This is a genomic window from Burkholderia sp. GW821-FHT14F03 (genome assembly GCF_058803765.1).
In genome coordinates this window covers 59,102-79,439 of record NZ_JBXAPG010000015.1, presented here as the reverse complement: position 1 = coordinate 79,439, position 20,338 = coordinate 59,102, and the positions used below count along the sequence as shown (strand labels likewise).

Annotated in this window: 19 protein-coding genes and 2 pseudogenes; 11 read left to right on the top strand and 10 right to left on the bottom strand. The window is 68.7% G+C overall.

The features are described 5' to 3' along the window. Window positions 1-16: 16 nt before the first annotated feature. From AC1RQF_RS12545 to mpl, 9 genes are all read right to left on the bottom strand, one after another. The gene (locus AC1RQF_RS12545; protein WP_492872160.1) at window positions 17-1,024 is read right to left on the bottom strand and encodes a 2-dehydro-3-deoxygalactonokinase; all 1,008 of its coding nucleotides are present in this window, start codon (window positions 1,022-1,024) and stop codon (window positions 17-19) included. Beyond that, on the bottom strand, window positions 1,021-1,926 hold the full coding sequence (locus AC1RQF_RS12540) for an IclR family transcriptional regulator (protein WP_274001090.1): 906 nt from the start codon (window positions 1,924-1,926) through the stop codon (window positions 1,021-1,023). Before AC1RQF_RS12540 ends, AC1RQF_RS12545 begins: the two co-directional genes overlap by 4 nt. Window positions 1,927-2,279: 353 nt before the next feature. Continuing rightward, a complete protein-coding gene (locus AC1RQF_RS12535) occupies window positions 2,280-2,678 on the bottom strand; it encodes an EF-hand domain-containing protein (RefSeq protein ID WP_274001088.1) in 399 nt (132 codons plus the stop codon). Between the two features lie 79 nt (window positions 2,679-2,757). Further along, a complete protein-coding gene (locus AC1RQF_RS12530; RefSeq protein ID WP_492872159.1) occupies window positions 2,758-4,380 on the bottom strand; it encodes a S10 family peptidase in 1,623 nt (540 codons plus the stop codon). A 442-nt stretch (window positions 4,381-4,822) separates the two neighbouring features. Continuing rightward, a complete protein-coding gene (gene mtgA / locus AC1RQF_RS12525; RefSeq protein WP_274004435.1) occupies window positions 4,823-5,569 on the bottom strand; it encodes a monofunctional biosynthetic peptidoglycan transglycosylase in 747 nt (248 codons plus the stop codon). A 5-nt stretch (window positions 5,570-5,574) separates the two neighbouring features. After that, the gene (gene aroE, locus AC1RQF_RS12520; RefSeq protein WP_274001086.1) at window positions 5,575-6,423 is read right to left on the bottom strand and encodes a shikimate dehydrogenase; all 849 of its coding nucleotides are present in this window, start codon (window positions 6,421-6,423) and stop codon (window positions 5,575-5,577) included. Next, window positions 6,420-8,558 (bottom strand): ribonuclease catalytic domain-containing protein, encoded by a 2,139-nt coding sequence (locus AC1RQF_RS12515; RefSeq protein WP_492872158.1) that lies wholly within the window; start codon window positions 8,556-8,558, stop codon window positions 6,420-6,422. Before AC1RQF_RS12515 ends, aroE begins: the two co-directional genes overlap by 4 nt. A gap of 108 nt (window positions 8,559-8,666) precedes the next feature. Further along, window positions 8,667-9,236 carry a YqiA/YcfP family alpha/beta fold hydrolase gene (locus AC1RQF_RS12510; protein ID WP_492872157.1) on the bottom strand — a complete coding sequence of 190 codons (570 nt, stop codon included), beginning with the start codon at window positions 9,234-9,236 and terminating at the stop codon, window positions 8,667-8,669. Continuing rightward, a complete protein-coding gene (gene mpl / locus AC1RQF_RS12505; protein ID WP_443111553.1) occupies window positions 9,233-10,648 on the bottom strand; it encodes a UDP-N-acetylmuramate:L-alanyl-gamma-D-glutamyl-meso-diaminopimelate ligase in 1,416 nt (471 codons plus the stop codon). The genes AC1RQF_RS12510 and mpl overlap by 4 nt, the downstream gene beginning before the upstream one ends. Window positions 10,649-10,865: 217 nt before the next feature. Here mpl and AC1RQF_RS12500 point away from each other — a divergent pair, with 217 nt between their 5' ends. The 11 genes and pseudogenes from AC1RQF_RS12500 (at window position 10,866) to AC1RQF_RS12450 (ending at window position 19,721) form a co-directional block, all read left to right on the top strand. Further along, entirely contained in the window at window positions 10,866-11,519 is a 654-nt protein-coding gene (locus tag AC1RQF_RS12500) for a UDP-N-acetylmuramate--alanine ligase (RefSeq protein WP_274001081.1), read from the top strand. Further along, window positions 11,519-12,067 carry a TlpA family protein disulfide reductase gene (locus AC1RQF_RS12495; protein WP_274001080.1) on the top strand — a complete coding sequence of 183 codons (549 nt, stop codon included), beginning with the start codon at window positions 11,519-11,521 and terminating at the stop codon, window positions 12,065-12,067. The genes AC1RQF_RS12500 and AC1RQF_RS12495 overlap by 1 nt, the downstream gene beginning before the upstream one ends. 194 nt (window positions 12,068-12,261) lie before the next feature. Further along, the gene (aroQ, locus tag AC1RQF_RS12490) at window positions 12,262-12,714 is read left to right on the top strand and encodes a type II 3-dehydroquinate dehydratase (protein ID WP_274001079.1); all 453 of its coding nucleotides are present in this window, start codon (window positions 12,262-12,264) and stop codon (window positions 12,712-12,714) included. A gap of 67 nt (window positions 12,715-12,781) precedes the next feature. Then, window positions 12,782-13,255 (top strand): acetyl-CoA carboxylase biotin carboxyl carrier protein, encoded by a 474-nt coding sequence (accB, locus tag AC1RQF_RS12485; protein ID WP_274001078.1) that lies wholly within the window; start codon window positions 12,782-12,784, stop codon window positions 13,253-13,255. Between the two features lie 111 nt (window positions 13,256-13,366). Continuing rightward, window positions 13,367-14,734, top strand: a complete 1,368-nt coding sequence (accC, locus tag AC1RQF_RS12480) for an acetyl-CoA carboxylase biotin carboxylase subunit (protein WP_274001077.1) — start codon at window positions 13,367-13,369, stop codon at window positions 14,732-14,734. A 3-nt stretch (window positions 14,735-14,737) separates the two neighbouring features. Then, window positions 14,738-15,640 carry a 50S ribosomal protein L11 methyltransferase gene (prmA, locus tag AC1RQF_RS12475; protein ID WP_274001076.1) on the top strand — a complete coding sequence of 301 codons (903 nt, stop codon included), beginning with the start codon at window positions 14,738-14,740 and terminating at the stop codon, window positions 15,638-15,640. 47 nt (window positions 15,641-15,687) lie between these two features. Then, a pseudogene (locus tag AC1RQF_RS12470) lies at window positions 15,688-15,753 on the top strand (MJ0042-type zinc finger domain-containing protein); the annotation flags it as partial. A gap of 903 nt (window positions 15,754-16,656) precedes the next feature. After that, window positions 16,657-17,610 (top strand): annotated as a pseudogene (locus AC1RQF_RS12465) (DUF3426 domain-containing protein); the annotation flags it as partial. 69 nt (window positions 17,611-17,679) lie between these two features. Beyond that, window positions 17,680-18,183 carry a thiol peroxidase gene (gene tpx / locus AC1RQF_RS12460; RefSeq protein ID WP_274001075.1) on the top strand — a complete coding sequence of 168 codons (504 nt, stop codon included), beginning with the start codon at window positions 17,680-17,682 and terminating at the stop codon, window positions 18,181-18,183. Window positions 18,184-18,282: 99 nt separating this feature from the next. Then, entirely contained in the window at window positions 18,283-19,221 is a 939-nt protein-coding gene (locus AC1RQF_RS12455) for a carbohydrate kinase family protein (protein ID WP_274001074.1), read from the top strand. 26 nt (window positions 19,222-19,247) lie between these two features. Then, a complete protein-coding gene (locus tag AC1RQF_RS12450) occupies window positions 19,248-19,721 on the top strand; it encodes an outer membrane lipoprotein (protein WP_274001073.1) in 474 nt (157 codons plus the stop codon). 213 nt (window positions 19,722-19,934) lie between these two features. Here AC1RQF_RS12450 and AC1RQF_RS12445 read toward each other — a convergent pair. Then, a partial coding sequence (locus AC1RQF_RS12445; RefSeq protein ID WP_492872156.1) for a histone H1-like DNA-binding protein occupies window positions 19,935-20,338 on the bottom strand: 404 nt, incomplete at its 5' end.

Sequence of the window (20,338 nt, the reverse complement as noted above, 5' to 3'; positions counted from 1 at the left end):
CCTCGGGAAAGACGGCTCATTGGGTCGCGCAGCGCGCCGCGTCGACGAGCCCCGCCTGCACGGCGACGCGCCACAGGCCGGCCTCGGCCGCGTGCTCCACCACGCGCGCGCCCGCGCAGCCGAACTCGGCCAGCGCGATCCGGTAGCGCGCGCACAGCGCGGGTTCGCCGATCAGGCGCAGCGGCTGGCGCGCGAGCGGCGCGGCGTGGCCGGCCAGCATCGCGTCGAGCGCATGCAGTTCGTGGCCGATCAGCAGGCCGGACAGATAGTCGGGCTGCGCGGACGGCGCGAGCCGCCCGGTCAGGCCCAGCGTTCGGGTGCTGAACGCGGTCGCGAGCAGGCCCGCGTCGCGCGCCTCGCGGGCCACCGCGACGCCGCGCCGGAACGCGGCCTCGTCGGGCGGCGCATCCGCCTGCATGGTGCGGCCGAGGATCGTGTGATCGCGCAGCGCCGCGAACAGCTCGCCCGTCATGTAGGTATGGAAGCGTTCGATCCGGCCGCCGCGCACCCACGCCCATTTGGCGTGCGTGCCCGGCAGCCCGATCAGCGCGCCGTCCGCGTCGCCGCCCAGCGACGGATCGCCCGCCAGCGCGCCGAGGATCTGGGTTTCCTCGCCGCGCATCACGTCGGGCAGCGCGCCCGGCATCAGCACGCCCGGCACGATCGCGAACGACGCGCCGCGCGTGGTCTCGACGCGCACCAGCGCGGCCGCGAGCGCATCGGCATCGGCGGGCGCGGCCACGTAAGGCGCCTCGCGCCAGCCCTGCGCGCTGCCGACCATGCCGGCCGCGAGCGTCGGCACGCCGGGCGCGCGATCGAGCCACGCGCCGCAGACCGCCTCGAACACCGCGTCGAACGCGTGCGCATCGGCCGCGCGCGGCAGGCGCATCACGCCGGCCGCGCGCGCCTCGGTCTCGATGACCGCGCCATCGGCGTCGAACAGGTAGGCGCGCAGCGAGGTCGTGCCCCAGTCGAGGCCGATCAGCGCGGGCGCCGCGGCGCGGGCGTGGGCGTGGGCCGTCATCGCTTGATCCGGCGCGTCGTCTGCGGCGCGCTCCAGCCGAGATCCGCGGAGATCGCGCGCGCCTCGCGCTGCACGAGCGGAATCAGTTCGTCCATGCGGTCGAGCGGCATGTACGGAATCGTGCTCGCCACCGACAGCGCCGCGACGATCGCGCCCGACGCGTCGCGCACCGGCGCGGCCACGCAGCGGATCGACGTTTCGTTTTCCTCCAGGTCGAACGTGTAGCCGCCCGCCGCGTAATGCGCCATGCGCTGCAGGAAGGTGTGCGTGTCGGGCCGCCGGTCGGGCTTGAAGTTGACGCCGGCCAGCGCGCGCTTCGACGCGTCGAACAGGTCGCCCCAGACCTGCGGTTCGAGGTCGAGCATCATCGCCTTGCCGATGCCGGTCGACGCGAGCGGCATCCGGTGGCCGATCCGCGAGCGCATTTCCAGGCCGCGCGTGCCGGGAATCTTGTCGATGTACAGCACGTCGTCGCCGTCGCGCACGCCGAGGTGGATGGTGTCGAGCGTGGCTTCCGCGAGCGCCTCGAGGTGCGGCCGCGCGACGGCCGTGAGCGGCATCTGCTCGAGCGCGATCGTGCCGAGTTCGATCAGCTTCGGCCCGAGCAGGTAGCCGCCCTGCACCTGGCGCAGGTAGCGCGCCTGCACGAGGCTGCTGACGAGCCGGTGCGTGGTGCTGCGGGTCGTGCCGAGCGCCGCGCCGATCGCGCGCATGTCGCGCGCGCCGCCCGCGACCGCTTCGAGGATCGCGAGGCCGCGCAGCAAGGTCTGCGTGCCGGCCTGCTGCGCCGCCAGGTCGAGCGGCGTGCCGGTCGCGCCGATGCTGTCGGCGAGCGCGTCGTCGGGCGTGACGTGATATTGGGCGGCGCCGTTCACGGCAAGCGTCACATGGGATTTGTTCATGATGCGAATGGACTCCGTCGGAGATCAGACCCGCGTCCGCGCGTCGCATCGCGTCGCCGGAGGGCGGGCGCGATGCGCGGCTGGTGATGGGCGAGCGGCCCGGCAAGCGTCATGGATCGATCTCCATATGCGGCCTCGGGCGCGCCGCGCGGCGCGAATCCACCGAAGCAGTTCGATGTGCTCCGGATTGTAGGGGGCGTCATTTCGATATCCAATATCTGAATGGATTGGTCAGATATTGGGATTTTCGATCGTACGCGCGAAAAATCGGGGGACAATGAAAACGGGCCCTGCCGCTGGTGCGGCAGAGCCCGTTCGCCCCAGGGGTTCATCGAGGGGCAGCGATGCGGCGCTTATTTCTGCGTCGCGCTTTGCGTCTGCATGTAGCGCTGCACGTCGGCGAACGATACGCGGCCGCTGCGGTTCGTATCGATCTGCTTGAAGTTGTTCGCGACGTAGCCGAGGCCGGCCGCGCGCGCCTGCGCCTCGGTCACGCTGCCGGTGTTGCGCGAGTCGGCGGCGGCGAACTGGCGCGCGAGCTTATCCACCACTTGCGCATGCAGCGCCGCGCCGGTGGTCTGGGTGCCGGCCGTCGGCTTGCGCGCCGCCGGCGGCACGTACGGGTCGCCGAGCTGCGCCTGGGCGGCGCGATCCGGCGCGGCGTCCGCGCTGTCCTGCGCACGCGCCGCCGGGACCATGGCCAGACCCGCGACGCACAATGCCGACCAGGCGATGAGCGATTGTTTCTTCATGTCAGGCTCCAATTGGAAATGAGGTCGTCGGCCGTGCGACGGCGCGCGCCGCGCGCGCGTCCGTCGGCCGGCCGGGGCGTCAGCGCGCGGCGGGCGCCGCCTGGTAGAACGCCACCAGGTCCGCCTTCTCCAGCGGCCGCGACGTGTCGTCCAGATAGATCATGTGTCCGCCCGAGTAGTGCTGGAAGGTCAGGTTGGGCTGCGTGCCGAGACGGGCCAGATCCAGCTCCGTCTGATAGAACGGCGTCGCGAGATCGTGATATCCGTTCAGGGACAGGACCTTGAGCGACGGGTTGAGCGTGAGCGCCGCGGCCAGGTCGGGAATCGTGTCCGGCATGGCCAGCCCGTCGTGGCTCCAGTCCCAGGTGTTGATCGCGTTGCTCTCTACAGCATAGGCCGTTTTCGCCGAGTACTTGAGCACGTTGGGCAGATAGGTGCCGATCGTGCTCGTGAACGGCTGCGTGATGAAGGTGCTCGACGGATCACCCTCCGAGGCCAGCGGGCTGTTGACCGGCACGTTCACGCGCGCGTCGTAGCGGCCGATCAGCGTGCCCGGGATCAACGCCAGTTGGTAGCTGTTGTCGTAGGTCGTCGGCAGCAGGTTGAAGTCGGCGTTCCACAGCGCGGCCTGCGCGCCCGTCGCGTTCGCCATCGTCGTCACGAGCGCCGCGCTCGGCGGCGTGTTGCTCGCGAGATAGGCGTTCACCGCCGGGACATAGGTGCCGGCCGTCAGGAGCCGCATCTGGTCCGCGTACTGCGCCGGGTCGCCCGGGTTCGGGTTGTCGAGCCGGTAGTACGCGCCGACCTCGCCGTAGCTCGGTGCGTAGCCCGCGCAGCTGACCGCGCTCGTGCCGTCGTTGCCGTTGCCCACGCCGCTGCTCGCCATGTCGCAGTTGCTGTTGTAGTTGAGGATCGACGATTGCAGCACGACGCCGTCGAGCTTCACGCCGGCCGTCTCGAGCAGGTTCGCGAGCACGTCGGTGCGCGGCGTGCCGTAGGACTCGCCGAACAGATACTTCGGCGACGCGCCGCGCTGGTTCGCGGCCAGATAGCGGACCACGAAATCGCGGAACACGCCGGCATCCTCGTCGACGCCCCAGAAGGTCTGGTTGGTGTTCGGCGCGACCGCTTCCGAGTAGCCCGTGCCGACCGCGTCGACGAACACGAGGTCGGTCGTGTCGAGCAGGCTCTCCGCGTTGTCGACGAACGGGAATTGCGAGGGCGTGTTCGGGTCGCTCGTCTCGATCCGCTTCGGTCCGAACGAGCCGAGGTGCAGCCAGACCGTCGACGAACCCGGGCCGCCGTTGTAGAAGAACGTGACCGGGCGCTGCGCGGCCGGCTGGTTGTCGGCGGTGTACGCGATGTAGAAGAACGAGGCCTCGGGCTGGCCGGTTTGCGGATTGCGCGCGACCAGATGCCCGGTGGTGGCGGTGTAGCTGATGGTCTTGCCGTTCAGCGTGATCTGGTGGTGCGTGACGGCCGCCTTCTCGGTGGCCGCCGCCGCGCTCAACGACGCGCGGGGGCTGGACGAATAACGATTGGGATCGGCGTAAGGCTGGTCGGCGGATGCCGCGCTGTTGTTCACCGTGCTGCTCGCGCTGGCGGCGCTCGCGACTGGACCACCGTCGTCGCCGTTGCATGCCGCCAGAAGCAGCGAAGAGAAAACCATTCCTAATAACAGCTTCGTTTTACTCGCTGGCATAGTCGTTTTCCTTCTTTTCGTGTTGTCGTGCCGAGCTGCCGGTCAGGCGGCCCCCCACCTTGCTCGATCGGCCGATAAGCCAAGGCGAGGGCCAATATACGCGAGGCCATTCGTTTTGAAAAATACGGAAACATTTGAAAGAAACAGGTGGAATTTTGTCCTTTCAATTGCATGTTTTTGATTCAGACCAACACCATTCATTCAGCTGACTATTTCATTGGCAGTGCTGTCGACGGCGCTCAAACCGACAATCCCGCGCACACTTTGGTTACCAATGGCCGACCGCGGCCAACCATTGATCAGGAGCCTGAAATAGATGAAGTAATCGAAACAGACGACGCGTAGCCGTTTTGAAAGCCGCTTTCCGCGACGCTTCTGCGACGCTTCACGAAGGCGAAGAAAACCTGAGGGGGAAACGGGGATGCGCGAGCGCGCGCCCGGCTTACTGCGAGGCCGGCAGCTCGGCCGCGCCCATGCGCCGGGTGATGACGCCCGCGCGCTGCGAGAGATAGGGCGAACCGCGATGCGCGTCGAAATATTTCGGACTCGGCAGCATCACCGCGAGCCGGGCCGCCTGCCATGCGCTCAGGCGGCTCGCGGGCACCCGGTAGTAGTAGCGCGCGGCGGCCTCGGCGCCGTACACGCCCTTGCCGAACTCGACGGAATTCAGATAGATCTCGAAGATGCGCTCCTTGTCCAGCAAGGTCTCGAGCATCCAGGTGATGATCAGTTCCTGGCCTTTGCGGACGTAGCTCTTCTGGCTCGACAGGAACAGGTTGCGGGCGAGCTGCTGGCTGATCGTCGAACCGCCGGAGACGATCCGCCCCTTTGCCTTGTTGCGCTCCCACGCCTGCAGGATCGCGTCGACTTCATAGCCGTTGTTGTTCGCGAAGTCGGCGTCTTCCGACGCGATGATCGCGCGCTTCAGGTTGCGCGAGATCTGCTCGTAGGGTACCCACTGGTGCTGGATCGCGACGGGCGGTTGCGCGGCGGACAGGCGCCACGCGTCGGCGCGCATGAAGGCGGTCGACGACGGATTGAGCACCGCCCACAGGCCGATCTGCGCGAAATAATAGAGTTGGGTCGCGGCCCACGCGCCGGCCAGCACGAGCGACGCGTAGACCAGCCAGCGCAGCGGACCCGCGCGCCGGGCCACCCCGACGCCGGCCGCGCCGCCGTGTCGCGGCAGCACGCTCAAGACCGGCTCAGGGCCGCGCGCAGGGCGGCCAGCACGGGCGCGCTGTCGGGGCGCACGCCGCGCCAGATCCGGAACGATTCGGCCGCCTGCTCGACCAGCATGCCCAGCCCGTCGGCCGCGCGCGCGCCGAGCGCCGTCGCGTGCTGCATGAACACCGTCGGCTGCGCGCCGTACATCATGTCGTAGGCGAGCGTCGCTGCGCCGAACGCGGCCGGGTCGCACTCGGGCAGCGCCGCGTCGAGGCTGCCCGCCGTCGCGTTGACGATCACGTCGTAGGGCGCGCGCCCGACCCGCTCGGCCCCGCCGCCCGCGAGCGTGCAGCCCGCCTCGTGCGCAGCCTGCGAGAACTGGCCGGCCAGTTGCTCCGCCTTGCTCGCCGTGCGATTGACGATCGTCAGCGACAGCGGCGCGCGTTCGAGCATCGGCAGCACCACGCCGCGCGCCGCCCCGCCCGCGCCGAGCAGCAGGATCCGCGCGCCGGCGAGACGCACGCCGAGGTTCGCTTCGATGTCGCGCACCAGCCCGACGCCGTCGGTGTTGTCGCCGTGGATGCCCGCCGCATCGATGCGCAGTGTGTTGACCGCGCCCGCCGCGGCCGCGCGCGGCGACAGCGTGTCGGCAAGCGCATGCGCTTCGAGCTTGAACGGCACCGTGACGTTGAGTCCGCGGCCGCCGGCGGCGGCGAACGCGCGCACCGACTCGACGAAGCCGTCAAGCGGCGCGAGCCGGTGCGTGTAGTCGAGCGCCTCGCCCGTCTGCTCGGCGAAGCGGGCATGGATGAACGGCGACTTGCTGTGCGCGACCGGATTGCCGATCACCGCGTACTGGTCGCGCACGGCGTTCATGCCGCCCGCTCCGGGTTGCCGTCCGCCGCGGGCTCGTCCGCCGGCGTTGCGTCGGCCTCCGGCGCCTCGGCAAGCGCTTCCGCTTCGCTCTCGGCCGATGCGTCGGCGGCGTCGAGCAGGGTTTCGTCGCCCGGCGAGTCGTCGCCCGGCGTTTCGTCGCCCGGCGTTTCGTCGCCCGGCGAATCGTCGCCCGCCTCGTCCTCATCGTCGGCCGGCTCGCCGCCCGACACGACCGGCGCGTCAAGCACGCTCACGAGCCGCACCGATGCCTCGACCGTCAGTTCGTCGATCGACATCACGTCGAGCAGCACGCGCGTGCCGCGCGCATGCACGCCGAGCGCGGGCACGTGCAGCAGCAGCGGCACTTCCTCGAGGCGCACCAGGTCGCCCTTCACGACGGTCGCGGCCACCTGCTTGCGGCCCTCCTGCGTGATCCAGCGCAGACACCAGAAATACTCCATGCGGCGCTGGTGGTCGGCGTACGCGCCATAGGTGTCGTCGAAGCCCTGCACGACGGCATAGAGATCGGCGTCCTTCGGCTTGAACGGCGCGGCGAGCTTCGCCGTCACGCCATGCTGCACGCACGCGAGCAGCTGCCATTGGTTGACGAGGTCGACGTAGCGGCGCAGCGGCGAGGTGCTCCACGCATACTGCGCGACGCCCAACCCTTCGTGCGGCGCGGCGCTGGTCTGCATGCGGGTGCGCTTCGGGCCGCTCGGCATGCCGAACGCGCGCTGCGAGCGGTAGATGCCGGGCACGCTGTGGTCGTGCAGGAACGCACCCCAGGTCGAGTTCGCGAGAATCGCCAGCTCGGACACGATCAGGTCGAGCGGCGAGCCGCGCCGGCGCGGCGTGATCGTCACGTGCTCGCCTTCGACGTAGAAGTTGAAGTCGGTGTTGCGCTGCACCTCGCGCTTCAGCCCGTAGCCGGCGCGCGCGACCTGGCGCTTCTCGAACAGCGCCTGCGCGAGCGGCCACAGCACCGCGATGTCATCCTTGTGCGGATACTCGCCGCTGCCGGCCGCGAGGGAATCCTCGGTCACCAGCTCGTCGAGCGTGTTGTGGCGCAGGTTGTGCTTGATGAACACCCGTTCGGCGCGGGTCTCGTTCGCGACGATCTCCTGCGTCTCGCGATTGACGATGATGTAGAGCGACAGCGCCGGACGGTAGTCGCCCTCCTTCAGCGTGAACACCTCGACGACGTCGTCCGGCAGCATCGTGATCTTGTCGCCGGGCATGTAGACGGTCGACAGCCGCGCGCGCGCGATCGCGTCGACCGCGTCGCCGCGCGTCACACCGAGCGCGGGCGCCGCGATGTGCACGCCGACCCGGATCCGGCCGTCGGACAGGTGTTCGACCGAGAACGCATCGTCGATCTCGGTGGTGGTCACGTCGTCGATCGAGAACGCCTCGACGTTCGCGCGCGGCAGGTCATCAGGCAGCGCGCCGACCGTGACGGGCGGGAAGCCCGTGCCGTGCGGGAAGAATTCCGCGAGGAAGCGCGCCTCGTGCAGCGCGCGCGCGGACGGAATGCCGCCGCATTCGAGCATCAGCCGCGCGGCCGATTCGCCGCGCGCGCCGGCCGCCGATTCGAGCGCCTTGTATTCGATCGAATTCTTGTCCGGCCGCGTGAGCAGCGCGAGCGCCTTGCCCGCGAATGCCTCGGGCAGCCGGCCCGCCTTCAGTTCCTCCTCGTAGCCCGCCTGCACGAGCGCCTGCTGACGCTTGCGTTCGAGCGCGGCGAGCGCCATCTTGAGCTGCTCCTCGGGCGCGCGCTGATACTGGCCGCGGCCCTTGCGGCGGAAATAGACGGGCGAGGCGTGCAGGCGCAGCACCAGCGCCGCGCGCTCGACCGCGCCGTAGCCCGCGCCGTAGTAGTCGTCGGCGAGCGCGCCATAGGCGAACTCCTCCTCCGGCGCGCATTCCCACAGAAAATCGAGATCGATCTGCTGCGCGGCGGCGTCCGCCTGCTGCATCAGTTCGCCCGCGGCGGGTTTTTCGAATTCGATCAGCACGTCCTTCGCGCGGACCTTCGCGCGCCGGCCGCCCGGCAATTCGACCTGAAAGGCGTCGCCCTGGCGGGACAGCACGCTGCCCGCCTTGAAACTGCCCGATTCCTCGAAGAAAACGTTCACTCAGTACTCTCGTTCAGACTTCAGGGCGCCGCGCCTCCCGCGAGGGAGACGCCGCGCCGCGTTGGATGGTGTGTGCGGTTGGCCGGGCCGCCCCGGCCGACTGACCGACTAGCGGACGTCGCAGAAAGCGAGCACGTCGTCGAGATAGTCGGCGAATTCGCTGATGCCGTGATCGCTGCCTTCGATCACCCGGGTGCGCGCGCCGGGATAGTGCGCGAGCATCTGGCGGTAATCGAGCACTTCGTCGCCCGTCGCCGCGATCAGATAGTAGCGCTCGGGCCGCGTGATCGCCGCGACGCGCAGCGCGTCCAGTTCGTCGAGATGCCGCGGCTCGACGACGATGCTGCCGCCGCCGTGCCACAACGGCTGCTCACCCAGGTGGTGACTGAGGTCGTGCTGCGGCGTGGTGGCCGGATTCAGCAGGACCGCGCGCCAGCCGTGGCGCTCCGCGAGCCAGGTCGCGTAGTAGCCGCCGAGCGAGCTGCCGATCACCGTCACCTCGTCCGCCGCCGCGCCGGCCACGGCCGCCTCGGCGGCCGCCACGGCGTCGAACGGCGACACCGGCAGCGCCGGGCAGCGCCAGATGTCCGCGCGCCCCCGTTCCGCGAGCCGTGCGGCCAGCAGTTGCGCCTTGAAGGACTGCGGCGACGAGCGGAACCCGTGCAGATACAGGATCACGCGGCGCTCCCGCGCGCCGACAGCGCATCGAGCAGCAGCTGATGCACGCCGCCGAACCCGCCGTTGCTCATCACGAGCACCTGGTCGCCGGGACGCGCGGCCGCCGTCACCGCCTTCACCAGCGCGTGCAGGTCGTCGAACGCATGCGCCTTCGCCCCCAGCGGCGCGAGCGCGTCGGCGAGACTCCAGCCGAGCGCGTCGCGGCCGCTGCCGGGCGCGCCGTAGCCGAACACCAGATCGGCGTCGGCAAGGCTCGCGGGCAGCTGCGCCTTCATCACGCCGAGCTTCATGGTGTTCGAACGCGGCTCGAGCACCGCAAGGATCCGGGTGTTTTCGCTGCCGATCCGCGCGCGAAGCCCGGCGATCGTGGTTTCGATCGCGGTGGGGTGATGCGCGAAGTCGTCGTAGACCGTCACGCCGTCGACGCTGCCGCGCACCTCCATCCGACGCTTCACGTTGCGGAACGTCGACAGCGACGCCGCCGCCTGCGCAGGCGGCACGCCGACGTGGCGCGCGGCCGCGATCGCGGCCAGCGCGTTCTGGCGGTTGTGTTCGCCCTGCACCGCCCAGTCGACCTCGCCGACCCGTTCGCCGCGCGCATACACGGCGAAGCGCGCGTCGACCGGCACGCCGTCCTCGACAGGCAGCGCCTGCCAGCCGCCGTCGACGCCGAAGCGCTCGACCTCGCTCCAGCAACCGCGCGCGAGCACCCGGTCGAGCGCGGCCTCGCGGCCGTTGCTCACGAGCCGGCCCAGGCCCGGCACGGTGCGGACCAGGTGATGGAATTGCGTCTCGATCGCGGCGAGATCGGGGAAGATGTCGGCGTGATCGAATTCCAGGTTGTTCAGGATCGCGGTCCGCGGCCGGTAGTGGACGAACTTCGAGCGCTTGTCGAAGAAGGCGGTGTCGTATTCGTCGGCCTCGATCACGAAGAAGCTCGAATCGGTGAGCCGCGCCGACACGCCGAAGTTCAGCGGCACGCCGCCGATCAGGAAGCCGGGGTTGAGGCCGGCGTCCTCGAGCAGCCAGGCGAGCATCGAGCTGGTGGTGGTCTTGCCGTGGGTGCCCGCGACGGCCAGCACCCATTTGCCGGCGAGCACGTGCCCGCCGAGCCACTGCGGACCGGACGTATACGGCAGCCCGCGGTCGAGGATCGCCTCCATCAGCGGATTGCCACGCGACACCACGTTGCCGATCACGAACAGGTCCGGCTTCAGGTCGAGCTGCTCGACGCCGTATCCTTCGATCAACTGGATGCCCTGCGCCTCGAGCTGGGTGCTCATCGGCGGATAGACGCCCGCGTCGCACCCCGTGACCGTATGGCCGGCCTCGCGCGCGAGCACGGCGAGACCGCCCATGAAGGTGCCGCAGATGCCAAGAATGTGGATATGCATAGAACAGTCGCGCCGCATCGGCGTAGAGTCGAAGACGTAGGCCCGGCAACGGCGCGCGCCGCCCGCATGGGTGGCGCGCCTGCCGCCGCGCGAAGGCCGTTATTGTAACTGACGGTCCCGCCGAGCCGGTCCCGCCGTGCCGGCCTTGCCGCAACGGGCCCGCCGCACCGACCTCGCTGCCGCGGCTTGCCGCCGCGCGGGTTGCGGCGGGCCGATCTAGTATGATGGGCGCATCATGTCTCGAAAACCCTTACTCGATCCGCGTCGCGTGCGCGAGGAAATCGCCCTGGCCGCGGCTCGCCTGATCGCCGAAGATGGGCTCGATTACGCGGGCGCCAAGCGCAAGGCCGCGCGCCAGCTGATCGGCGATACGCGGATTGCGGGCGAATGGCTGCCGGATAACGACCAGATCGAGGCGGAACTGCACGAATACCTGGCGCTGTTCCAGTCGGACACGCAGCCGGCCGAGCTGCTGCGCCTGCGCGAGATCGCGCTTGCCTGGATGGCACGGCTCGCGCAATTCAATCCGTATGTCACGGGCGCCGTGCTGAATGGCACCGCGAACGCACACTCGGACATCCATCTGCAGACCTTCTCCGACAGCCAGAAGGACGTGGCGATCTATCTGCTGAACGAGAACATCCAGTACGACGTATCCGAGACCCGCCACTTCGCGGGGCGCGGCGAAGTCGAGACGCTGAGCTTCCTGTGGCGCGAGCGCCGCGCCGCGGAGCCCGTCGGCCTGCATGTCTCACTGTATACAAGCGACGACCTGCGCGGCGCGGTCCGGGCCGACGCGCGCGGCCGGCTCGCGCGGGCCGACGCGAACGCGCTGCGCGCGCTGCTCGGCGGCGCCGGCACTCCTTTGAACGCGGAATTGAACGGATGATGAATACCAAACGAATCCTGGCGGGCGCCGCGGTCGCGGCGATCGCCATCGTCGGCGGCTTTGCCGCCGGTCACTGGGTGCGCGGCGGCTCGCTCGAGAACACGGCCGAGGCCGCGCCCGCGAAAGGCAACGCGGTCGACATGCTGTGGGCCGCGCCGATGACCGACGCCGACGGCAAACCGCAAGTGCTGACCGCTTTCAAGGGCCAGAAGGTCGTCGTCAATTTCTGGGCCTCGTGGTGCGGCCCGTGCGTCGAGGAAATGCCGGAACTCGTGCGCCTGTCGCACGAATACCGCAAGAAGGGCATCCGTTTCATCGGGATCGGGGTCGATTCCGAGAAGAACGTGAAGGCCTTCCTGCAGAAGGTGAAGGTCGACTACCCGGTGTTCGTCAGCGGCTACGCGGGCGCGGACCTCGCCCGCCAGTTCGGCAACAGCGCGGGCGCGCTGCCCTTCACGGTCGTCATCGACGAAACCGGCAAGGTTCGTGAGACAAAATTGGGGCAAATTCAGCCGGATGCCCTGAAACGCACGCTCGACGCGCTCTGATCGCGTGAATTTTGGTTCTGCGCGTTATGCGCAGAACCGGCCTGATTGACATCAAAATCAATGCAGTTAGCTGATTGTTAAATCGCGAAACGATGCGCCACGCTGGTCGCGCGCCGCGGACCATTCGGCAAAACTAGACAAATTTCTCTAATCAGCGCTAAAGTTCGCGCAATTCCGCAGAAAAAGAAGCGACCATGACACGATTGCTGGTGCTGCACGGCCCCAACCTGAACCTTCTCGGCACCCGGGAACCGGAGGTGTACGGCCGCGTGACGCTTGCGCAGATCGATCAGGCGCTGACCGAGCGGGCGCAGCAGGCCGGCGCCGAACTGGCGTCGTTCCAGAGCAATCATGAAGGCGCGCTCGTGGACCGGATCCAGGCGGCCCGGAATGAGCAGACCGACTTCATCCTGATCAATCCGGCCGCGTACACGCACACGAGCATCGCGATCCGCGACGCGCTCGCGGGCGTCGGGATACCGTTCGTGGAAGTGCATCTGTCGAACGTGCACCGTCGCGAACCGTTCCGGCAACACTCCTATTTGTCAGATCTCGCCGACGGCGTGATCTGCGGCCTCGGCTGGCGCGGTTACCTCTACGCGCTCGACTACGCGCTCGACAAGCTGCAAGGCGCGTCGCGCGGCTGATTGATCAAGAACTCGATTCAACGCCGGTTCAAACCGGCGTTTCACGTATTGAAAAGGGGAACTCCCGATGGATCTTCGTAAGCTGAAAACTCTGATCGACCTCGTCTCCGAATCCGGCATCTCCGAGCTGGAAGTCACCGAAGGCGAAGGCAAGGTGCGCATCGTCAAGAACGCGCCGCCGGTCTATGTCCAGCAATCGAGCGGTTTCGCCCCGCAAGTCAGCATGGCCCCGGCCGCCGCGCCTCTCGCCGCCGAAGCCGGCGCACCGGCCGCGGCCGGCGCGGCCCCCGCGGCCAGCGCGCCGCAGGGCCACGTGGTCACCTCGCCGATGGTCGGCACCTTCTACCGCGCACCGTCGCCGGGCGCCGATCCGTTCGCCCAGATCGGCGACACCGTGAAGGAAGGCCAGACCCTCTGCATCATCGAAGCGATGAAGCTGCTCAACGAGATCGAATCGGACAAGGCAGGCGTCATCAAGGAAATCCTCGTCGACAACGGCCAGGCGGTCGAGTACGGCCAGCCGCTGTTCGTGATCGGCTGACGAGCCGTCGTGCGAACAGCCTCGCGGACCGCCGCGCGCCCTCGCGCTGCGCGACGCCGATCCTCTTAAGGCGCGCCTCGCGCGCGCCCCTTGAAGAGACGAATACTCGTTATGTTTGAAAAAATCCTCATTGCCAATCGCGGCGAAATCGCACTGCGCATCCAGCGCGCGTGCCGCGAGCTGGGCGTCAAGACGGTCGTCGTCTATTCGGAAGCCGACAAGGAAGCGAAATACGTGCGGCTCGCCGACGAAGCCGTCTGTATCGGCCCGGCGCCGTCGAACCTCAGCTACCTGAACATGCCGGCGCTGATCAGCGCGGCCGAAGTCACCGATGCCGAGGCGATCCACCCGGGCTACGGCTTCCTGTCCGAGAACGCCGACTTCGCCGAGCGCGTCGAGCAATCGGGCTTCACCTTCATCGGGCCGCGTCCCGACACGATCCGCATGATGGGTGACAAGGTCACCGCGAAGCAGACCATGATGCGCACCGGCGTGCCCTGCGTGCCGGGTTCGGACGGCGCGTTGCCGGACGATCCGAAGGAGATCGTGAAAATTGCGCGTGCGGTCGGCTATCCCGTCATCATCAAGGCGGCGGGCGGCGGCGGCGGGCGCGGGATGCGCGTCGTGCACACCGAGGCCGCGCTCGTGAATGCGGTCAACATGACCCGCGAGGAAGCCGGCCGTGCGTTCGGCAATCCACAGGTCTATATGGAGAAGTTCCTCGAGAATCCGCGCCACATCGAAATCCAGGTGCTCTCGGATTCGCACAAGAACGCCGTCTGGCTCGGCGAGCGCGACTGCTCGATGCAGCGCCGCCACCAGAAGGTGATCGAGGAAGCGCCGGCGCCCGGCATCGCGCGCCGCCTGATCGACCGGATCGGCGATCGCTGCGCGGACGCCTGCAAGAAGATGGGCTACCTCGGCGCGGGCACCTTCGAGTTCCTGTACGAGAACAACGAGTTCTACTTCATCGAGATGAACACGCGCGTGCAGGTCGAGCACCCGGTGACGGAGCTGATCACCGGCGTCGATATCGTGCAGGAACAGATCCGCATCGCGGCCGGCGAGAAGCTCGGCTTCCGCCAGCGCGACATCCAGTTCCGCGGTCACGCGATCGAGTGCCGGATCAACGCGGAAGATCCGTTCAAGTTCACGCCGTCGCCGGGCCGGATCACGTCGTGGCATACGCCGGGCGGCCCCGGGATCCGCGTCGATTCGCACGCGTACAACGGCTATTTCGTGCCGCCGAACTATGATTCGATGATCGGCAAGCTGATCTCCTACGGCGCGACCCGCGACCAGGCGATCCAGCGCATGCGCATCGCGCTGTCGGAAATGGTGGTCGAAGGCATCCTGACCAACATCCCGCTGCACCGCGAGCTGATGCTCGACGCGAAGTTCGTCGAGGGCGGCACCAGCATCCACTACCTCGAAAACCGTCTGGCGGAACGCCAGCAGGTCGCACGGGACGAAGCGTAAGCCATGAGCTATCGGGAACTCGTCGTCGAACTCGCGCGCGAGCACGCGGAAGCCCTGTCGGACGCGCTGCTCGACCTCGGCGCGCTGTCGGTGTCCGTCGAGGACGCCGACGCGGACACGCCGGACGAGCAGCCGCTCTTCGGCGAGCCCGGCCTCACGCCCGAACGCACCGCATGGCAGCGTTCGCGCGTGGTCGCGCTGCTCGATGCGCAGCGCGAGCCGGCGGTGCTGCTCGCCGCCGCCGCCAATGCGCTGGGGCTGGCGGATACGCCCGCCTTCAGCGTGCGCGAAGTCGCGGAGCAGGATTGGGTGCGGCTCACCCAGTCGCAATTCGAGCCGATCCCCATCGGCGAGCGGATCTGGGTGGTGCCGTCGTGGCACGCGGCGCCGGATCCCGACGCGCTCGTACTCGAACTCGATCCGGGCCTGGCTTTCGGCACGGGCAGCCATCCGACCACGCGGCTCTGCATGGAATGGCTCGAGCAGACGGTGCGGCCCGGCCAGTCGGTGCTCGACTACGGCTGCGGCTCGGGGATCCTCGCGATTCTCGCGCGCAAATGCGGCGCGCAGCCGGTGACCGGCATCGACATCGACCCGCAGGCCGTCGAATCGGCGCGCCAGAACAGCGCGCGCAACCACGCCGACGTGACCTACGGGCTGCCGGACGATTGCCCGGCGGGAGAATTCGACATCGTGGTGGCGAACATCCTGTCGAACCCGCTCAAGCTGATGGCGTCGATGCTCGCGTCGAAGGTGAAACCGGGCGGGCGCCTCGCGCTGTCGGGCGTGCTGGCGCGCCAGGCGGAGGAAGTCGCGAGCGTCTATGCGCGCTATATCGACATTGCCGTGTGGCGCGAACACGAAGGTTGGGTCTGTCTGGCCGGAACGCGACGCGAAAGCCATTAGAATAAGCGCTGTCTTTCACTCAGGCCCAGCTGGCCGCCCGGCTACCCATGCTCCTCGCGACGCGCTGTCCTCATTGTGAAACCGTCTTCCGGCTGCGGCAGGATCACCTGACGCTGCACGGCGGGCTCGTGCGCTGCGGCCAATGCCAGCAGGTATTCGACGCGGCCAGTTCGCTCGTCGAGCCCGGGCCGCTGCTCGACGCCGCCGCGCGCGCGGCGGACAGCCCGGCCGCGCCGATCCCGTCGTCCACCCCGTCGCCGATCGCGCACGAGGTCGCGCCGCCGCGCGATGCGCCGCGGCCGGCCGGGTCGCCCTCCGCCGAGGGCGCCGCCGCCGACGACGCGGCAGCCCGCCACTCGCCTGCCTCGGAGCCGCCCACGCACGTTGCGCCTGCTGCGCCGGCCGAAACGCACGATAACGCCACGCCCGCGCACGATCCGGCCGCGACACGCACCGCCGCCGATGAGATCGAGACGCCCGCCGGTATCGCGGCAACGCACGACGAGATCGCCGCGCCGGTTGCCGATGCGCCCGTAGCAACCGCACACGCTCACGATTCGGCCACGGCAAAGTCCGCCTCCGATGAAGCGTCCGCGCCCGACATCGCGGCAACGCACGACGAGATTCCCGCGCCCGTTGCCGATGCGCCCGTAGCAACCGCACACGCTCACGATTCGGCCACGGCACGATCCGCCTTCGATGAAGCGTCCGCGCCCGGCGTCGAAGCAGCGCGCGGCGAGATCGCTGCGGCAACCGACACGCCTGCGGCACACACACCCGACGCCGACGCATCGCCCGAGACGCCGACGCCACATGACACCCTGGCCGTCGAGCATACGGCGGCGTCCGACGTCCCGCCCGCCACGCAACACCCGCTCGCGCCCGACGCAGCGCCGCCGGCCGAACACGAACCAACGCATGCTGCGCGGCCTGCCGTGCCCCCCGTGGTCATCCCGAATCACACGTTCGCGACGACCGAGTCGACCGCCTCGCCCACTCACGAGCAGGATTTCGCGCCCGGCGCGTGGGACATGTGGGCGCCCTGGCTCGACGGCGGCATCGACCCGGCCCTCCAGCACAGCGGCGCGAACGTCAGCACCACGCCGCTCGTGCCGCTTGCGCTGCCGGACCGCAGCGGCCCCGGCGCCGACGGCGCGAGCGCCGTTGCACGCTTCTCCGGCGCGCCGGTGCCGCTCGTCGCCGAACCGGCACACGCCGAACCCGATCCGCTTCCGGCCGCGGCCGGACGGCAGCGTTCCTCCGAATCGGCCCCGCCTGCGGCTGGGCACGACGCCTCGCCCGCCGCGCTGGAACCGACCCTCGCGGCCGGCGCCGCTGCAATGGTCACGCCCGACGGCGATCGCGATCACCGCGAGCCGCACTTCACGTCGCCGCCGGAGGTTCCGTTCGCAACCGCGCCCGCCGACGATGCGCGCGAACACTTCGCGATGACGCGCGAGACCCGCGCGCCGCAGCGTCGCGGCGGCTTCCTGCGGGTGCTGGGCGGCTTCGTGATCGGGCTGGCGCTGACGCTCGCGCTGCTGCTGATCGTGCAGCTCGCGTGGTGGCAGCGTGAAAAGGCGATGGTCTACTGGCCGACCAGCCAGACGCTGTTCGCGCGGGCCTGCGCGACGCTCGGCTGCCACGTCGCGCCGCCGCGCGCGATCGACGGGCTGCGGCTCGACGCGTCCGACCTGCGCCAGCTCGACGGGCCGCACGTGCTGGAGCTGAAGGTGCCGCTCACCAATCATTATTCGGTCGCGCTCGCCTATCCCGCGATCGAACTGACGCTGCTCGACGAGGCCAACCGCGTGGCGGTGCGCCGCGTACTCGCGCCGCGTGATTATGTCCGCCCCGGCGCGTCGGTCGACGCGGGCATTCCGGCCGGCGCGACGCAGACCATGGTCGTCCGGATCGAGACGGGTGACGTCACCGCCTCGAATTTCCGCGTCCAGATCTTTTATCCGTAAAACGGCGCGCCTTCGCGCGCCAGCCTTCAACCCGTGCGTCACGTCGACGCATCATTCCGGAGCACGAACATGAGCAAAGTCACGCTGGGTGGCAACCCGATCGAGATCGCCGGCACCTTCCCGACCGTCGGTTCACAAGCCCCCGATTTCAAGCTGGTCGGCAAGGATCTCGCCGACCTGTCGCTCGCCAGCTTCGCGGGCAAGCGCAAGGTGCTGAACATCGTGCCGAGCCTGGACACGCCGACCTGCGCCACCTCGACCCGCAAGTTCAACGAAGCGGCGAGCAAGCTCGCGAACACGGTGGTGATCGTGGTGTCGGGCGACCTGCCGTTCGCGGCCACCCGCTTCTGCACGACCGAAGGCCTCGCGAACGTCGTCACCGCGTCGACCTTCCGCGCCGGCCGGGCCTTCGCCGGCGCCTACGGCGTCGACGTGACGAGCGGCCCGCTCAATGGGCTGACCGCGCGCGCCGTGGTGGTGCTCGACGAGCACGACAAGGTCGCGCACGCTGAACTCGTGGGCGAGATCAAGGACGAGCCGAACTACGAGGCTGCGCTCGCCGCACTGAACTGACCCCCATCCACTCCGAGCGACCGCCGTACGCCGCGCATCCGTGCGCGGCGTACGCGCATCCGGGCCGACAAAAAACTACTGATATCTAAGGACGCTATCTTGGCTACGCTTATCTGCGGTTCGATCGCCTACGACAGCATCATGACGTTCGAAGGGCGCTTTCGGGAGCACATCCTGCCCGACCAGGTGCACATGATCAACCTGAGCTTCCTCGTGCCGACGATGCGGCGCGAATTCGGCGGCTGCGCGGGCAACATCGGCTACGCGCTGCACCTGCTGGGCGGCGACGCGCGCATCATGGGCACGCTCGGCGCGGTCGACGCGCAGCCCTACCTCGATCGCCTCGACCAGCTCGGCATGTCGAAGGAACACGTGCGCGTACTGCCCGAGATGCACTCGGCGCAGGCGATGATCACGACCGACCTCGACAACAACCAGCTCGCCGCATTCCACCCGGGCGCGATGATGCAGTCCCACCTGAACCATGCGGGCGAGGCGAAGGACATCAAGCTCGCGATCGTCGGCCCGGACGGGTTCCAGGGCATGGTCCAGCACACCGAGGAACTCGCGGCTGCCGGCGTGCCGTTCATCTTCGATCCGGGCCAGGGCCTGCCGCTGTTCGACGGTGCTACATTGCGCCGCAGCATTGAACTTGCGTCTTACGTTGCTGTCAACGATTACGAAGCCAAGCTGGTGAGCGACAAAACGGGTTGGTCCGAAGACGAAATCGCCGGCCGGGTTCAGGCCCTCATCATCACGCGCGGCGAGCACGGCGCGACCATCCGCCTCAAGGGCGGCGACGAGCAGATTCCGGTCGTTCCGGCCGAGCGCATCGTCGATCCGACCGGATGCGGCGACGCCTTCCGCGGTGGTCTGCTGTACGGCATCGAGCACGGGCTGGACTGGGCGACCACCGGCCGCCTCGCCAGCCTGATGGGCTCACTCAAGATCGCGGCCCAAGGGCCGCAAACCTATGCACCGAGCCGCGCGGAAATCAACGCTCGCTTTGAAACCGCGTTCGGTTACAGTCTCAAATGAACTGAAAGAGTTGGAGAGCACGACACATGTTGAACAAGAAAACCCTGACGCTCGCGGCCATGCTGGTCGCATCGGTAACGCTGACCGGCTGCTTCACCCCGCCGGGGTCGGCCGACGTCTATAGCGTCGGCCAGGCGCAGCGCGAACAAACCGTGCGCCTCGGCACGGTCGAAAGCGTGCGCGCGGTGAAGATCGAAGGCGAAGGCGGCGGCGCGGCGATCGGCACGCTCGGCGGCGGCGCGCTCGGCGCGGTGGCCGGCAGCGCGATCGGCGGCGGCAAGGGCTCGATCCTGACCGCGATCGCGGGCGGCCTCGCCGGCGCAGTCGCGGGCAATGCGCTCGGCCAGGGTTTGAGCAATGCCAACGGTGTCGAAATCACGGTGCGTCTCGACAACGGCGACCTGCGCTCGATCACGCAAGCGGCGACGGCGGAAGTATTCCGCGCGGGCGAACGCGTGCGACTGCTGTCGAGCGGCGGCGTGACCCGCGTCACGCACTGAGCGGACTGACCTCAGCACGCGGCGTGAGCCGCGATCCGACGCATGCGCGTAACTCGCGCATGCGTTTTTTTATGCCTGCGCGCGAAGCGCGCCCGCCTGCGCGCAGGCATAAAAAATCCCGCCGACGGCACGCCGTGGCGGGATTTCGGTTTGAGTAGGCCTACTCAATCCGCGGACACGCTATATAGATAGCAGCGTCCGACAGGACAGCGATTACGGACGGCTGCCGGTCGGGAACGGCCATGCAGCAGCCGGGTTCAGCGCGGTCTTCACGCCCGATGCCGGTGCGACCGATGCCGTCGACGCCGTCGTTGCCGGCGCAGCCTTCTTCACGACGGCCTTCTTCGGAGCGGCAGCCTTCTTCGCGGGCGCAGCCTTCTTCGCGGCGGGAGCGGCCTTCTTCGCAGCAGGCGCAGCCTTCTTCGCGGGCGCAGCCTTCTTGGCTGCAACCTTCTTCGCTGCCGCCTTCTTGGCCGGCGCTGCCTTCTTCGCGGCAACCTTCTTCACCGCGACCTTCTTGGCTGCAACCTTCTTCGCCGCCGCCTTCTTGGCCGGCGCTGCCTTCTTCGCGGCAACCTTCTTCACCGCGACCTTCTTGGCTGCAACCTTCTTCGCCG

Bases quoted from the DNA above. Each gene is read 5' to 3' on its own strand.
- AC1RQF_RS12545 (WP_492872160.1), bottom strand. From the start codon at position 1,024: ATGACGGCCCACGCCCACGCCCGCGCCGCGGCGCCCGCGCTGATCGGC.
- AC1RQF_RS12540 (WP_274001090.1), bottom strand. From the start codon at position 1,926: ATGAACAAATCCCATGTGACGCTTGCCGTGAACGGCGCCGCCCAATAT.
- AC1RQF_RS12535 (WP_274001088.1), bottom strand. From the start codon at position 2,678: ATGAAGAAACAATCGCTCATCGCCTGGTCGGCATTGTGCGTCGCGGGT.
- AC1RQF_RS12530 (WP_492872159.1), bottom strand. From the start codon at position 4,380: ATGCCAGCGAGTAAAACGAAGCTGTTATTAGGAATGGTTTTCTCTTCG.
- aroE (WP_274001086.1), bottom strand. From the start codon at position 6,423: ATGAACGCCGTGCGCGACCAGTACGCGGTGATCGGCAATCCGGTCGCG.
- mpl (WP_443111553.1), bottom strand. From the start codon at position 10,648: ATGCGGCGCGACTGTTCTATGCATATCCACATTCTTGGCATCTGCGGC.
- AC1RQF_RS12500 (WP_274001081.1), top strand. From the start codon at position 10,866: ATGTCTCGAAAACCCTTACTCGATCCGCGTCGCGTGCGCGAGGAAATC.
- AC1RQF_RS12495 (WP_274001080.1), top strand. From the start codon at position 11,519: ATGAATACCAAACGAATCCTGGCGGGCGCCGCGGTCGCGGCGATCGCC.
- aroQ (WP_274001079.1), top strand. From the start codon at position 12,262: ATGACACGATTGCTGGTGCTGCACGGCCCCAACCTGAACCTTCTCGGC.
- accB (WP_274001078.1), top strand. From the start codon at position 12,782: ATGGATCTTCGTAAGCTGAAAACTCTGATCGACCTCGTCTCCGAATCC.
- accC (WP_274001077.1), top strand. From the start codon at position 13,367: ATGTTTGAAAAAATCCTCATTGCCAATCGCGGCGAAATCGCACTGCGC.
- prmA (WP_274001076.1), top strand. From the start codon at position 14,738: ATGAGCTATCGGGAACTCGTCGTCGAACTCGCGCGCGAGCACGCGGAA.
- tpx (WP_274001075.1), top strand. From the start codon at position 17,680: ATGAGCAAAGTCACGCTGGGTGGCAACCCGATCGAGATCGCCGGCACC.
- AC1RQF_RS12450 (WP_274001073.1), top strand. From the start codon at position 19,248: ATGTTGAACAAGAAAACCCTGACGCTCGCGGCCATGCTGGTCGCATCG.